The organism is Lachnospira eligens (assembly GCF_009680455.1).
Taxonomy (GTDB): domain Bacteria; phylum Bacillota; class Clostridia; order Lachnospirales; family Lachnospiraceae; genus Lachnospira; species Lachnospira eligens_A.
In genome coordinates, this window is the sequence record NZ_WKRD01000004.1 from 21,590 (window position 1) to 35,949 (window position 14,360).

Here is a 14,360-nt window from a genome sequence, read left to right on the forward strand (position 1 = left end):
TCTTATCAATGACGGTCAAATACAATGCGCAGCCTTTTTGGATAGAAAGAATATACAAGACTGATATCAGAAGAATCTATCTTGTCAAGTTTACTTTCTTTAACCATGGAACTTCCTAATGTGCATTGCAGGCGCACTTCTTTCTTTTCACCGGGAACAACTACAATACGTGAATCTTTTGATGAATACATAGTTACTCCGTTGTGTGCATTAAGCTCGTCAGACAAGAAAACGAATATTGATGGTGAGAAATTAACAACCTTATCGGATACATTTTCTAATTCTATAGTCATAACCACAATACGGCTCTTACGGGCAGTTTCCTCACGCATATTAAGCTGCTGACCTGATTTCTCGCGGTATTCGTCGATTGTATATACATTATAATCAACAGGAGTAATCTTTAAACCGTCAATAATAGGAGGATTATCAGATGTGTAAGTTACATCTTTGGCATTAGGAAAAATCATATTGATTCTCACGGTGAATCCTATAAATATTGCAATAAGCAGAGTTATTGCTCCAATAATTATTATTCTATAACGCTTCATTATTCTTTCCTTTCATAAAAAATATAATTCCACATATAACACAGATGATAATTGGTTCACATATGTAGGCAAATAACATTCCGTCCTGCAGCTTGGTTGCAGGTGAAAGCAGAGCCATAGGATTGAATGAATAAATATTCATTACGCTTTTACATAATGTAGAGATAATACCAAGTCCGTAATAGGTAACGAATGGAGATATTATTACTAAAAATGTATTGTCGATAAAGAATGAAACCGCAAGTGAAACAAGTGCAAATGAACCGCCATATATAAAGAACTGTAATACATATATCAATACATAGATAAGCGGATGTTCACAGAAAAGATTTCCCATTATATACGCACCTGAATGAATAAATAAGCCGTTGCCGGATGGCTTCAATGCAGGAATAAACATCATAGTTGCGCATAGATTCAGTAAAAGAGGAAGCATAGTTACAAGTCCTCCTGAGATAAATGTTGCAATGAATCTGGCAGCATGAATCTTATTCTTTGACATTCTGCTGTAATATTGCAGAATGTACTGGTTCTTGTTATCTCTGCAGAAGAATCCACAATACGGAAGTGCTGCAAGCAGCATAAATATATACAGATAAGATGTAGATATAGGCTTAAGCCCCATAAACATTCCCATCCACGAATTAAATACAGAGAACGGATATGTTTCCACTCCCCCGTTAAAGCCATTAGTAATATTAAGATGCGGCTTCGCACACTCAATAAATCCCCCGACAGATAAGGCAAGTCCTATAAAAAGACTTACATAAAATAATTTGCTTTTAAATAATCGTTTAAGTTCTATTCTTAACAGAATTAAAATATCGCGCATAATCCTCCCCCATAAAAGTAAGTGTAGTGATGTTAGTTATAATTTATTCAACTTCTTCAATGTCGTTAAGTTCGACAAGGTAACCACTGTAATGGTTTCCGCCAAGAAGTTTCTGAAACGAACCTTGAATATAATATTTATTTGTATCAGAATAACGGTATGCTTCATATAAAAACCAGCTATCAAATTCATCGCCAGGGTTCAAAGTCAGGTGTTGCTCGTTGTTTTCAGCTAAAGACCTGTCTATAAAATTTATACCTCCTAATTCATATGTTGTCCCGTCAGGATATTCAGCTATAATTGTTGATGTAAATTGAAATTTTGAAGTTGTTTCTCCTAAATATTTAATATGAACCTTTATCCAGAAAAATCTATGTCCCTCATAAAATAGATTGCCATTTTCATCATAAATTCCCCTATATAGATTAAGCTGATTCATTACAGGCTGGATATATTCTTCGTCAACTAATTCGGTGGCAAATGATTTAGATATAGTTGAATATACTTTTAATATCGTATAATCAAATGAGCCTGTATTATATGTTTCATTCATTTTTATGTATTTTATAGAATTTTTGTTTAATTTTACGATTGGTTCTTCTGTTATTTGGGGTTCATTCGCATCAACAGAAGGTTTCTCTTCATTGTAAGCAGTGCTTACTTCACCATTGGAATCTGTTTCATAATCGTAGTTATAAAGATAAGTTTTGGTTTCGGCTATGTCATTTGTGTTGTTATTGGTATTTGTTGCGCAGCCACATAAGGCAGTTAATAATAGTGGTATAATTATTATATATTTTTTTTTCAATTATTGACCTCCATAGGTTAACTTTTTTACAATTAGAAGACTACGTTGTGCATAGACACAACGTAGCTTTAATAATAAATCATATATAAATACTAATTTATATGTGATTTGTTTTAAATGTCTGGATTCCAATAGCCTCCAAACCATGCACCATGATAATCATCAACTGAATATCCCTCACATCTTACACAAGTCATATTGTAATGTTCTTCATATACCCAGTTAAGCATATTATGTGAGTCATTTACATCAAAATAATACTCGTATCCATGAGAGACATCTATTCTTGTTCCCGCTGAATTTAAAGCATAAACTTTTGCATAGTAATAAGAACCATCAATATCTTTGTCCGTGCAAGACATCCAAACAGATGATGACGTGTTTTTACTTTTTCTATCTGTGTAATATGTGTCTCCATCAAAATCAAAGGATGCTCCGTACCAAACATCATCTCCAGCTTTTGATATCACAGGTGCAGTATACACACCAATAACCAGCATCATAGTAGCAAATATTATTGTGTTTTTAATTATCTTTTTAAATTTCATATTAAATATCTCCTCTTAAAGTAGTAAGACTAATCAATTTCAGTCAAATCATTTAGTTCAATCAAGTAGCCATTATAACTATTATTGTCGTTATAATTTTGAAAATTACCTTTAACATAATAAGTGTTGTCACTAGAATAATTTGAAAGATTATAGAAAAACCACATGTCATATTCTTCATTAGGTTCAAGATAAATATTATCAAGTTTATGGATAGAAAAAGATTTATCAATAAACATTAAAAAACCTAAAAAAAGTATTTCGTTATTAGTGTCTTTGCTGAATATTGTAGAGTATATATCCATAGTCATGGCTTCTTTACCGGTATACTTCATATGTACTTTTACACAGAAAAAGCGAGAAGTATCGTCAATGAGTTTTCCAGTTTCTTTAGAAATATCGCGTTGTTTTGAAATTTCATCTGATAAAATATTGTGATAATTTTCATTAACTAATGTGTAAAAATAATTAGAATTCGAGGTGACATAGGCTTGTGTAATAGCACATTCACAACTTCCAAATGAATATTTTTCATTCATTTTTATGTATGTAACAGCATTTTTTTTGAAATTGACAGTTGCTCTTACAACATCTCTGGGTTCATTCAAATCAACAGATGGTTTTTCCTCATGATATGCTGTGCTTAATTCTCCATTAGGTTCTGTTTCATAATCATAACTATATAGATATGTTTTAGTTTCTAACATATTATTGGTATCATTAGAAGGCTGTGTTGTGCAGCCACACAACACAGTTAATAATAGTGAAAAGACAGTTATTTTTTTCAGTTTCAATTATTAAGCCTCCTAGATATCTGGATACCAGTAACCACCAAACCATGCACCATGATAATCGTCTACAGAATACGCCTCACATCTTACAGCAGCGCGTGTATAGCCTTCCTCGTTTACCCAGTTAAGCATATTATGAGTTTCGTTAACATCGAAATAATATTCATAGCCATGTGAGACATCATAATATTGTCCACTTTTATAAGCATATACTTTGCCGTAATAATATGAACCATCAATATCTTTATCGGTGCATAACATCTGAACTGAAGATGATGTGCTTTTGGATTGTGTATCTGTAAAAGTAGTTTCACCATCTACACTAAAAGCAACACCAAAGCTGTTGCCTGCTTTGGATATTAATGGTGTTGAATTAATACCAACAATTAGCAGCATTGCTGTGAATATGACAGCATTTTTAATGGCTTTTTTACATATCATATTTTGTCCTCCTGTTAAATTATTTTAAATAAGTATTTATCTCTTAAAAACAGAATAACAGCCCCGTACTTAAAGCACAAGACTGTTATTTTGCGGTTTGTCGTAAGATGCATGTTTAACGACGTAAGTTACATATTTTATTAGTATAGTTGCAAAAACATGGATTTATTCGACATCTTCGATGTCGTTAAGTTCGACAAGGTAACCAGTATAGCTGTCATCATCAATATAGTTTTGAAAAGAACCTCTTAAATAGTAGGTCTTATCATGACTATATCGGGAAGCTTCATAGAGAAACCATGCGTCAAATTCATCATCTGGGTTTAATGTTAAATGACATGTGGAATTTTCTGACAAAGCTCTGTCAATGAAACCAAGTAATCCAAGAGAATAATATGTACCGTCTGGATATTTACATATAATTGGTGATGTAAATTGAATTTTTGAAGTAGTTTTACCTGAATATTTTAAATGCATCTTAACAAGAAAGAATCTATGTCCTTCGTTGAATAGATTACCATTTTCATCATAATAGCCACGAAATTTATTTAGATAGTCAAGTAATAGCTGTGAATATTCTTCTCCAAATGTATCAGCGCAAAACTGCTTGGAAACAGTTGAATATGCTTTTAAGACAGTACATTCACATGCACCCGAATTATAAGTTTCATTCATTTTCACATATGTGACAGCACCTTTTTTGAAATTAACAGTAGGTTCAACTTCTTCGTGTGATTCATTCAAATCAACAGAGGGTTTTTCTTCATGGTAATCTGTATGTACTTCACCATTGGAATCTGTTTCATAATCGTAGTTGTATAGAAAGGTTTTAGTTTCTGTTATGTCATCTGTTTTATTTGATGTAGATGATGAACAGCCACTTAAAGTGAATAACATTATAAAAATAATTATTATTTTCTTTTTCAATAATTTTTTCCTCCCAATAAAATTATTGTTTATATTTACAAATTCGGTAAGCTTTATAAGATATTTATTATTAGGAAGCTGCGTTGTGCAGTCGCACAACGCAGCTAGTATAAAATAGAGAATATATAAGCTTATATTTCAATATTTATAATTTTAAATATCTGGATTCCAGTAACCTCCAAACCATGCACTGTGATAATCGTCAACGGAATAGCCAGTACATTTAACAGTTGCTTTATTGTAATGTTCTTCATAAACCCAATTTAACATAGTATGAGTTTCATTAACATCAAAATAATATTCATATCCATGCGATACATCAACAGGATTATCAGATACATTAACAGCATTAACACGTGCATAATAATATGAACCATCAATATCCTTATCAGTACAAGACATCCACACAGATGATGATGTGTATTTAAATTGTGATGGTAAATATTTTTCATGACCATCAAAATCAAAGGATGCTCCGTACCAAACATCATCTCCAGCTTTTGATATCACAGGTGCAGTATACACACCAATAACCAGCATCATAGTAGCAAATATTATTGTGTTTTTAATTATCTTTTTAAATTTCATATTAAATATCTCTTATCTTAAAGTAGTAAGACTAATCAATTTCAGTCAAATCATTTAGTTCAATCAAGTAGCCATTATAACTATCATAATCGTTATAATTGTAAAAATCACCTTGGATATAATAAGTATTATCACTGGAGTATGTTCCTAATACATGATAGAAAAACCATAAATCATACTCTTTACCAGGTTCAAGATATAAAGTATCTTTTTCTTTATTTGATAAAGCTTTATCTATAAAGAAAAGAAAACCTGAAGCATAAATCAAATTATCAGTTCTTTTTGAAAATCCAGTGGTATAAAAGCTCATATTAGTTGGTTGAGAACCAGTATATTTCAAATGGATTTTCACACAAAAAAAAGAATTTTTCTCATCAATTAATTTTCCTGTATCTTTTGAAATATAATTAGGCTTAGCAATTTCTTTTGCTAGAGCTTCATGATATTGCTCATCAACTAATGTATAGAAAAAATCAGAAGATATAGTTTTATAAGCTTTTGTTACGGTACATTCATAATTTCCCTTTGAAAATGTTTCATTCATTTTTATGTATGTAATAGCGTTTTTATTTTTGAAATTGACAGTTCCTTTTTCAACATTTCTGGATTCATTCAAATCAACGGATGGCTTTTCCTCATGATAAGCTGTGCTTAACTCTCCATTAGGTTCTGTTTCATAATCATAACTATATAGATATGTTTTAGTTTCTAACATGTTATTGGTATCATTAGAAGGCTGTGTTGTGCAACCACACAACACAGTTAATAATAGTAAAAAAAAAGTTACTTTTTTCTGTTTCAATTATTATGCCTCCTAGATATCTGGATACCAGTAACCGCCAAACCATGCTCCATGGTAATCATCAACCGAATACGCTTCGCATCTTATAGTAGCATGTGTATAGCCTTCATCATTTACCCAGTTAAGCATGTTATGAGTTTCATTGACATCATAATAATATTCATAGCCATGTGATACATCAACCGGATCGCTATTGCCATCAATTGCGTATACTTTACCATAGTAATAAGAACCATCAATATCTTTATCAGTGCATGACATCTGAACTGAAGAAGAGGTATATTTATTTTGGCTACCTGTAAATTTAGTTTCACCATCCACACTAAATGCCACACCAAAGTCATTGCCAGCTTTAGACATTATAGGTGCTGAGTTAACCCCGACAATTAATAGCATTGCTGTAAATATAACAGCATTTTTAATAAAATGTTTGTGAACCATTTCTTATCCTCCTGCAAAATTATTTATAAGTACTTATCTCTTAAAAACAGAATAACAGCCCCGTACTCAAAGTACAAGACTGTTATTTTGAGGTTTGTCGTAAGATGCATGTTTAACGTCGTAAGTTACATATTTTATTAGTATAATTATAAAAACATGGATTTATTCGACATCTTCAATGTCGTTAAGTTTGACAAGATAACCACTATAGCTGTCGTCATCAATATAGTTTTGAAATGAACCTCTTAAATAGTAGGTCTTATCATGGCTATATCGATAAGCTTCATAAAGAAACCATGAATCGAATTCATCACCTGGATTTAAGGTTATGTGATGAGATTCATTTTCTAGCAAAGCTTTGTCAATGTAATCAATTCCTCCAAGGGAATAATATGTACCATCTGGATATTTACATATTATTGGGGAATCAAATTGAATTTTTGAAGTATTTTTACCTAAATATTTCAGATGCATCTTGATAAGAAAGAAACGATGTCCTTCGTTATATAGATTGCCATTTTCATCATAATAGCCTTGAAATTTATTTATCTTATCAAGTAATAATTGAGAATATTCTTCTCCGAATGTATCAGCAGCAAATTGTTTTGAAACTGTTGAATAAGCTTTTAAAACTGTACATTCAAGTGTTCCCGAGGTATAAGTCTCATTCATTTTAATAAAGGTAAGACCAGCTTTACTTCTGAAATTGACAATAGGTTCAACTTCTCTATGAGATTCATTCAAATCAACAGATGGTTTTTCTTCATGATAAGCAGTACTTACTTCACCATTGGTTTCTGTTTAGTAATCGTAACTGTAAAGATAAGTTTTAGTTTCTGTTATATCATCTGTTTTATTTACTTGTGGTGATGAACAACCACATAAAGTTGTTATTAATATAAAACTAATAACTACTATTTTCTTTTTCAATAATCTTTCCCTCCCATAAAATTATTGTATATGTTTTCAAGTCTATTATGTTTTATAAAATATTCATTATTATTAGAAAGCTGCGTTGTGCAGTTGCACAACGCAGTTATTACAAGGAATATTTAAATTTCATATTAAATATCTCCTCTTAAAGTAGTAAGACTAATCAATTTCAGTCAAATCATTTAGTTCAATTAGATAACCAGTGTAACTTTTATGATCATTATAATTTTGAAAATCGCCCTGAATATAATAAGTATTTTCACTGGAATATGTTCCTAATACATGATAGAAAAACCATAAATCATACTCTTTTCCAGGTTCGAGATATAAAACATCTTTTTCCTCATTTGCTAAAGCTTTATCTATAAAAATAAGTAAACCCGGATCATACATTAAATTATCAGTCTGTTTTGAGTAGCCAGTCGTATAAAAGGTCATATTAGTTGGTTGAGAACCAGTATATTTCAAATGAATTTTTACACAGAAAAAAGAATTTTTCTCATTAATTAATTTTCCTGTATCTTTTGAAATATATCGTCTTTTGAATATTTCTTTTTCTAGAGCTTCGTAATATTGTTCATCAACTAATGTATAGAAAAAATCAGAAGATATTGTTTTATAAGCTTCTGTTACGGTACATTCATAATTTCCTTTTGAAAATGTTTCATTCATTTTTATGTATGTAATAGCGTTTTTATTTTTGAAATTGACAGTTCCTTTTTCAACATTTCTGGATTCATTCAAATCAACGGATGGCTTTTCCTCATGATAAGCTGTGCTTAACTCTCCATTAGGTTCTGTTTCATAATCATAGCTGTATAGATATGTTTTGGTTTCTAACATGTTATTGGTATCAATAGAAGGCTGTGCTGTGCAGCCGCACAACACAGTTAATAATAGTGAAAAGACAGTTGTTTTTTTCAGTTTCAATTATTAAGCCTCCTAGATATCTGGATACCAGTAACCACCAAACCATGCACCATGATAATCATCTACAGAATACGCTTCACATCTTACAGCAGCGCGTGTATAGCCTTCCTCATTTACCCAGTTAAGCATGTTATGAGTTTCGTTGACATCAAAGTAATATTCATATCCATGTGAGACATCAACCGGATCGTCATTGTCATCAATTGCGTATACTTTACCATAGTAGTATGAACCGTCTATGTCCTTATCAGTGCATAACATCTGAACAGATGAAGAAGTCCATTTTTCTTGTGTACCTGTAAATGTAGTTTCACCATCCACACTAAATGCCACACCAAAGTCATTGCCAGCTTTAGACATTATAGGTGCTGAGTTAACCCCGACAATTAATAGCATTGCTGTAAATATAACAGCATTTTTAATAAAATGTTTGTGAACCATTTCTTGTCCTCCTGTTAAATTATTTTGAATAAGTACTTATCTTTTAAAAACAGAATAACAGCCCTGTACTTAAAGTACAAGACGGTTATTCTGCGGTTTGTCGTAAGATGCATGTTTAACGACGCAAGTTACATATTTTATTAGTATAGTTGCGGAAATATATCTTCTTAAAGTTGTAAGACTAATCTATTTCAGTCAATTCATTTAGTTCAATTAAATAACCGTTGTAACTGTCATTATCATTGTAATTCTGAAAATTTCCTTTTACATAATAAGTGTTTTCAGTTGAAAAAAGAGAAAGATTATAAAAGAACCACATTTCATATTCTTCATTAGGTTCTAGATAAATATTATCACTTTTATTTATACTAAATGATTTGTCTATAAACATTAAATGACCAGACGAAAATATTTGATTATCAGGCTGTTTGCTAAATAATACAGAATAAATATCCATATTAACAGGTTTTTGTCCAGAATATTTCATATGAACTTTAACACAAACAAAACGAGAAGTATCACGAATATGTTTTCCCGTTTCTTTTGAAATATATTGTCTTTTAGAAATTTCAGTTGATAATATTGTATGATATTTTTCATTAACTAAGGTATAAAAGTAATTTGAATTTGAAGTTACAATTGCATCTGTAATTGAACACTCACAATTTCCAAATGAATATTTTTCATTCATTTTTATGTAGGTAATAGCGTTTTTATTTCTGAAATTAACAGTTGCTTTTACAACATCTCTGGATTCATTCTGATTAACGGATGGCTTCTCTTCGTGATAAGCTGTACTTAATTCACCATCAGGCTCAGTTTCATAATCATAACTATATAAGTAAGTTTTTGTTTCTAACATATCATCAGTATTATTGGAAGTCTGTGTTGTGCAGCCGCACAACACAGTTAATAACACTAAAAAGATAATTGCTTTTTTTGTTTTCAATTATCAAGCCTCCTAGATATCTGGATACCAGTAACCGCCAAACCAAGCACCATGATAATCATCAACGGAATATCCTTCACATTGTATGACAGCTTGTGTATAGCCTTCTTCATTTACCCAGTTAAGCATGTTATGAGTTTCATTGACATCAAAGTAATATTCATATCCATGTGATACATCATAATATTCATTATTTTCTTCTGCATATACTTTGCCATAATAATATGAACCGTCTATATCTTTATCAGTGCATGACATCTGAACGGACGAAGATGTATATTTATCTTGACTGCCTGTAAATCTTGTTTCACCATCCACACTAAATGCCACACCAAAGTCATTGCCAGCTTTAGACATTATAGGTGTTGAGTTAACCCCGACAATTAATAGCATTGCTGTAAATATAACAGCATTTTTAATAAAATGTTTGTGAACCATTTCTTATTCTCCTGTTAAATTATTTTGAATAAGTACTTATCTCTTTAAAACAGAATAACAGCCCCGTACTTAAAGTACAAGACTGTTATTCTGCGGTTTGTCGTAAGATGCATGTTTAACGACGTAAGTTACATATTTTATTAGTATAGCTGTGGAAACAAGCAGAAAAATGCATTTTACCATCGTATTTCACAGTGAAATTCATTCTCTGTTTCGTAATAATCACATGTTCCATAATTCCTTTTAGCAAGTGATTTTACAATGTTAGTTCCGAGACCATGGGAGTTCTTATCCTCTTTGGTTGTAGCAAGACCAGAGTTCCTGTCAAGAACTGTTTCATTAATGTAATTGCTTACATGGAATACCATTTCTTCATCGTCCCAGTATGCCTGAATATGAAGCTGGCGCAGAGACTCTTCCTCGTGAAGCTCTGCTTCTATTGCGTTATCTATCACATTTCCAATAATAGAACACAGGTCATTGCCGGTCATAGGTTTGATGTCTTTAGTAATATCAATTGCTGTTATTATATTTTCGCTTTTGGCATATGCAATTTTGCTGTTAATTAATGTATTGATGACCGGATTATTGGTGTTAATATAATCAATTGTTTTTTCAAGACCGATACCGTACTGTTTTAAAAAATCTGATGCTTCATTAAATTGTCCGTTATTAATAAGCCCGCTTAACACCTGAAGCTGATTGTTCATGTCATGTTTTATTGAGCGTATCTGACGGTCAAGCATGCTTACATTTTTGATGTAATCTTCTCCCGATGTTAATTGCTCCTGAAGTTTATCCGCATATTTTTTATTGCTGTTTGCCATATATAGTGACAAAGCCAGTTCGTATATAAGAAATATCAGTATGCACAATAAAAGAAGAATCAGCAGACTGCCCGATGTAAGCTGCATTTTCATAGTCACTGTAAATACGGCACATACGGTAATCAAAGTCAATGCAAGAATTATGATATCACGAATATTAAACATGCCGTTTCTTATTGACGCGAATGATTTAAGGACAATAATTAACAGAACATATATTATAAGTGAGAATATGACATATGGCATTACTGGATATGAATATATCGAAAGCATTTTCTGTGCCTGATATGTAAGCAGCGGTACTGCAATCGTTACAATAAGCTGGATTATATATGGATATACTCTCTTCTTTTTGCCGATTATATTAAGCGAATTATTGTAAAATATTATTGCAACAGCCAGTAAAAGAATGTATTGCGAATAATTAAATGAAATGTATGGAAACATAGTATGTTATCTTACATTGTACGGCGGTATTGTACAAAGCCTTTCTTAAATGTATCTTTATAGGAGCGTCCGACTTTTATCCTGAAGCCGTCTTTCATAATAACTTCTGAACTGACAGCATCGAATCTTCTTACATGCATGTAGTTAATCAGGCAGCTTTTATGTACTCTTATGAAATTATATCCGGCGAGTTCATTTTCAAGGTCCGAAAGCTTTTTCCTAAGTTGATAATTTCCAGAGGTTGTATATATATTGAGCATATGATCCTGACTGACCGCGTACTTGATACTTACAGAGTCAATGCTTGTGATTGAACCGTTTTTTTCAAGATGAACCGAAGTGGTGAGCAGGTCTGTATGTGTAAGTTTGTTTACAAGCTTCTTCACACCGTTTTCATAATATTTCTTTCTGATAAAGTAGAATGGTGTATATTCAAATGTATCAAATACAAGTTCTTCATGTGAAGTTACGAAAACTATTCTTGTATCTGATGAAATGGAACATATAGATTGTGCTGTGTCAAATCCGTTAAGCGGAGTCATGTCTATATCAAGCAAGGCGAGATTATAATGCTTTTCTTTTGCAGCCTCAATTAATACATCCCCTGATGAATAGTAATCAATTGTGGCTTCAAGATTATGCGCATGAAGTTCATTATTAAATGCCTCCATTATCTTACTGGCAATTTTTTCGTCATCGTCACATAATGCTACTTTGTACTCCATATATACCCCCTGATGTATGTACTAAATGTACTAATAGAATACATTTTTAAAATGTGTTTTTCAAGTAAATATACATTTATAAGTTAATATATTTTTCACTAGATAATTCGTTATATTCGTGTTACAATGATAATAATATATCGGGATGGAGACGTGAACTATGATTATATCAGAGAATCATTTTGGAAAAGAGAATTGTGTTGCATATTGTGATGTTTTAATCAGAAGAAATTATGAAGTTATTAATGCGGATGAACATTTCTATCATTTTGTAGAAAAACTTGTTGGTATTAATTTTCTTGATATTGTTCATCAGGATAATCTTAAGGATTTTAAGATGGCTTTTGAGACGATTAAACCAGGTGAGAATTGTAGAATGCTGATTCTGTTAAGAAATGGAATTGGTGAATATTACTGGACAGATATGGTGATTTCTAATAATGGGAAGATTCTGTCAGGTGAGAATGTAATTGAAGTCAGATGTTATTTTCTTTCAGCAGTTGAGAGCAGGTATCTTTTGGCTTTGGACAATGTCAATAAGTACAGGACAATACTTTCTACATACAGAAATTATTTGTTTGATTATAATTCTTACACGGATATGTTTACAATATATCTGTATCGTGGTAATCAGTGCAATGCACCTATTAAGGGAACTTTGGAACAGTTCAGGGAAAGAATGTTAAGAATATTGCGGTCTGATTCAGAGCGTAAGGAGTTTGCTACATTTTATAATTATTTAAAGAATGGTTCTAACATGTTCAGCTGTATGGTTTACCTGCCGCTTGACGAGCATAACGATGAACTGTACAAGTTCAAAGTGAATGGCGACAGCCTGTTTTCAATAAATAAAACGTCTGTTGTTGCAGGTTATCTTGAGACTGTTGATGGATGTGTTTCGGATGTTATTCCTTATTATGCAACAAGTGAAGCTGTTGATTCTGCCACTGGACTTCTTAATAAACGTGCATGCATGGAATATACTAAATCGGTAATTGCATCCAAAGATGATAAGATTCATTATATGATTATGTTTGATGTTGATAATTTCAAGAGCATTAATGATACATATGGTCATCTTTTTGGTGATGAAGTATTAAGTAAGATAGCAGGCATTATTAATGCTAACCTTAACGGACGAGGAATTGCTGGAAGATTTGGTGGAGATGAATTCTATATATTCACTAATAATATTAAAGACGAAGAGGCTTTGAGGATTCTTCTCACAACTATGCGTAAGGAATTACAATATGCATTTGACAGCAGAATTGAAGATTTTGGAGTTACTCTTTCTGTTGGTGTAAGTCTGTTTCCTAAAGATGGAACGGATTACGAGGAACTTTTCAGAAAAGCTGATAAATGCCTGTACCTTGCAAAAGAAAAAGGACGAAACAGATTTATTATATATAATGAAAGCAAACATGGTTCACTTGAGAATAATAGCAGGCATATTCATAAAATTCTTGATTTGTCTGATCATTCAGAATATATGTCAGGCGTGGTATCTGACATAATTCTTGAACTTGTATCCAGAGGAAAAGATGCAATTGATGATGTTGCCAATAATATTTTAGAGCAGTTTGAGATTGATGGACTGAGAATATATAATGATAATTCCGAGCTTATATATTCTTGTGGTGAATATAAGAGAATGCCGGATATGACGAATATTCTTAATGATAAGGCATTTTTATCTAGATATAATAAGAATAATTCTATGTCAATCGGTATTGTTTCATCTGTGGAGGCATGGCATAAGGAATTATATAATGAGTTATCAGACAGTAATATAATGGCATTCATCAGTGCATGGTTTGAATTTAAATATAGAAGATATTATTTCTTCTACGATGTGTTTAATCATAAAAGCCGCTGGAATGATTCTGATAGGAACTTTGTTCTTATTATAAGTAAAATCATTGCCAGCGTGCTATAATATTA

At 31.8% G+C, this 14,360-nt stretch carries 18 protein-coding genes; 1 reads left to right on the forward strand and 17 read right to left on the reverse strand.

Annotated elements, in window-relative coordinates; all coding sequences use genetic code 11:
• Positions 1 to 5: 5 nt before the first annotated feature.
• The 17 genes from GKE48_RS05670 to GKE48_RS05750 all read right to left on the reverse strand — a co-directional run bounded on the left by GKE48_RS05670 (position 6) and on the right by GKE48_RS05750 (position 12,419).
• On the reverse strand, positions 6 to 551 hold the full coding sequence (locus GKE48_RS05670; protein ID WP_022098749.1) for a hypothetical protein: 546 nt from the start codon (positions 549 to 551) through the stop codon (positions 6 to 8).
• A complete protein-coding gene (locus GKE48_RS05675) occupies positions 538 to 1,383 on the reverse strand; it encodes a hypothetical protein (protein ID WP_022098750.1) in 846 nt (281 codons plus the stop codon). The genes GKE48_RS05670 and GKE48_RS05675 overlap by 14 nt, the downstream gene beginning before the upstream one ends.
• 43 nt (positions 1,384 to 1,426) lie before the next feature.
• Positions 1,427 to 2,191: a hypothetical protein gene (locus tag GKE48_RS05680; RefSeq protein WP_022098751.1), complete on the reverse strand. Its 765-nt coding sequence runs from the start codon at positions 2,189 to 2,191 to the stop codon at positions 1,427 to 1,429.
• Between the two features lie 113 nt (positions 2,192 to 2,304).
• Positions 2,305 to 2,739, reverse strand: a complete 435-nt coding sequence (locus tag GKE48_RS05685) for a hypothetical protein (RefSeq protein WP_055214192.1) — start codon at positions 2,737 to 2,739, stop codon at positions 2,305 to 2,307.
• Positions 2,740 to 2,768: 29 nt separating this feature from the next.
• Positions 2,769 to 3,533: a hypothetical protein gene (locus GKE48_RS05690; protein WP_055214190.1), complete on the reverse strand. Its 765-nt coding sequence runs from the start codon at positions 3,531 to 3,533 to the stop codon at positions 2,769 to 2,771.
• A 12-nt stretch (positions 3,534 to 3,545) separates the two neighbouring features.
• Positions 3,546 to 3,971: a hypothetical protein gene (locus GKE48_RS05695; RefSeq protein ID WP_022097308.1), complete on the reverse strand. Its 426-nt coding sequence runs from the start codon at positions 3,969 to 3,971 to the stop codon at positions 3,546 to 3,548.
• Between the two features lie 165 nt (positions 3,972 to 4,136).
• Positions 4,137 to 4,898 (reverse strand): hypothetical protein, encoded by a 762-nt coding sequence (locus GKE48_RS05700; RefSeq protein ID WP_022097309.1) that lies wholly within the window; start codon positions 4,896 to 4,898, stop codon positions 4,137 to 4,139.
• A 153-nt stretch (positions 4,899 to 5,051) separates the two neighbouring features.
• A complete protein-coding gene (locus GKE48_RS05705; RefSeq protein WP_154300627.1) occupies positions 5,052 to 5,486 on the reverse strand; it encodes a hypothetical protein in 435 nt (144 codons plus the stop codon).
• Between the two features lie 31 nt (positions 5,487 to 5,517).
• The gene (locus tag GKE48_RS05710) at positions 5,518 to 6,288 is read right to left on the reverse strand and encodes a hypothetical protein (protein WP_055287531.1); all 771 of its coding nucleotides are present in this window, start codon (positions 6,286 to 6,288) and stop codon (positions 5,518 to 5,520) included.
• A 12-nt stretch (positions 6,289 to 6,300) separates the two neighbouring features.
• Positions 6,301 to 6,729, reverse strand: coding sequence for a hypothetical protein (locus GKE48_RS05715; protein ID WP_055287528.1), 429 nt, complete (start codon positions 6,727 to 6,729; stop codon positions 6,301 to 6,303).
• Between the two features lie 162 nt (positions 6,730 to 6,891).
• A complete protein-coding gene (locus GKE48_RS05720) occupies positions 6,892 to 7,473 on the reverse strand; it encodes a hypothetical protein (protein WP_022097306.1) in 582 nt (193 codons plus the stop codon).
• Between the two features lie 348 nt (positions 7,474 to 7,821).
• Positions 7,822 to 8,592, reverse strand: a complete 771-nt coding sequence (locus GKE48_RS05725; protein ID WP_154300628.1) for a hypothetical protein — start codon at positions 8,590 to 8,592, stop codon at positions 7,822 to 7,824.
• Positions 8,593 to 8,604: 12 nt separating this feature from the next.
• Positions 8,605 to 9,033: a hypothetical protein gene (locus GKE48_RS05730; protein ID WP_022098754.1), complete on the reverse strand. Its 429-nt coding sequence runs from the start codon at positions 9,031 to 9,033 to the stop codon at positions 8,605 to 8,607.
• Positions 9,034 to 9,214: 181 nt separating this feature from the next.
• Complete coding sequence (locus tag GKE48_RS05735) at positions 9,215 to 9,982, reverse strand: hypothetical protein (RefSeq protein WP_154300629.1); 768 nt, start codon at positions 9,980 to 9,982, stop codon at positions 9,215 to 9,217.
• Positions 9,983 to 9,994: 12 nt separating this feature from the next.
• Positions 9,995 to 10,420: a hypothetical protein gene (locus tag GKE48_RS05740; protein ID WP_154300630.1), complete on the reverse strand. Its 426-nt coding sequence runs from the start codon at positions 10,418 to 10,420 to the stop codon at positions 9,995 to 9,997.
• Between the two features lie 176 nt (positions 10,421 to 10,596).
• Positions 10,597 to 11,694 (reverse strand): sensor histidine kinase, encoded by a 1,098-nt coding sequence (locus tag GKE48_RS05745; protein ID WP_022098756.1) that lies wholly within the window; start codon positions 11,692 to 11,694, stop codon positions 10,597 to 10,599.
• A gap of 11 nt (positions 11,695 to 11,705) precedes the next feature.
• Positions 11,706 to 12,419 carry a LytR/AlgR family response regulator transcription factor gene (locus tag GKE48_RS05750; protein ID WP_022098757.1) on the reverse strand — a complete coding sequence of 238 codons (714 nt, stop codon included), beginning with the start codon at positions 12,417 to 12,419 and terminating at the stop codon, positions 11,706 to 11,708.
• A gap of 160 nt (positions 12,420 to 12,579) precedes the next feature.
• Here GKE48_RS05750 and GKE48_RS05755 point away from each other — a divergent pair, with 160 nt between their 5' ends.
• Positions 12,580 to 14,355: a GGDEF domain-containing protein gene (locus GKE48_RS05755; protein ID WP_055287520.1), complete on the forward strand. Its 1,776-nt coding sequence runs from the start codon at positions 12,580 to 12,582 to the stop codon at positions 14,353 to 14,355.
• The last annotated feature ends 5 nt before the right edge of the window (positions 14,356 to 14,360 follow it).

What these genes read in the sequence shown, in the direction of transcription:
- GKE48_RS05715 (WP_055287528.1), bottom strand. Translation starts at nt 6,729, where the DNA reads ATGGTTCACAAACATTTTATTAAAAATGCTGTTATATTTACAGCAATG.
- GKE48_RS05730 (WP_022098754.1), bottom strand. Translation starts at nt 9,033, where the DNA reads ATGGTTCACAAACATTTTATTAAAAATGCTGTTATATTTACAGCAATG.
- GKE48_RS05695 (WP_022097308.1), bottom strand. Translation starts at nt 3,971, where the DNA reads ATGATATGTAAAAAAGCCATTAAAAATGCTGTCATATTCACAGCAATG.
- GKE48_RS05745 (WP_022098756.1), bottom strand. Translation starts at nt 11,694, where the DNA reads ATGTTTCCATACATTTCATTTAATTATTCGCAATACATTCTTTTACTG.
- GKE48_RS05670 (WP_022098749.1), bottom strand. Translation starts at nt 551, where the DNA reads ATGAAGCGTTATAGAATAATAATTATTGGAGCAATAACTCTGCTTATT.
- GKE48_RS05740 (WP_154300630.1), bottom strand. Translation starts at nt 10,420, where the DNA reads ATGGTTCACAAACATTTTATTAAAAATGCTGTTATATTTACAGCAATG.
- GKE48_RS05750 (WP_022098757.1), bottom strand. Translation starts at nt 12,419, where the DNA reads ATGGAGTACAAAGTAGCATTATGTGACGATGACGAAAAAATTGCCAGT.
- GKE48_RS05755 (WP_055287520.1), top strand. Translation starts at nt 12,580, where the DNA reads ATGATTATATCAGAGAATCATTTTGGAAAAGAGAATTGTGTTGCATAT.
- GKE48_RS05675 (WP_022098750.1), bottom strand. Translation starts at nt 1,383, where the DNA reads ATGCGCGATATTTTAATTCTGTTAAGAATAGAACTTAAACGATTATTT.
- GKE48_RS05705 (WP_154300627.1), bottom strand. Translation starts at nt 5,486, where the DNA reads ATGAAATTTAAAAAGATAATTAAAAACACAATAATATTTGCTACTATG.
- GKE48_RS05685 (WP_055214192.1), bottom strand. Translation starts at nt 2,739, where the DNA reads ATGAAATTTAAAAAGATAATTAAAAACACAATAATATTTGCTACTATG.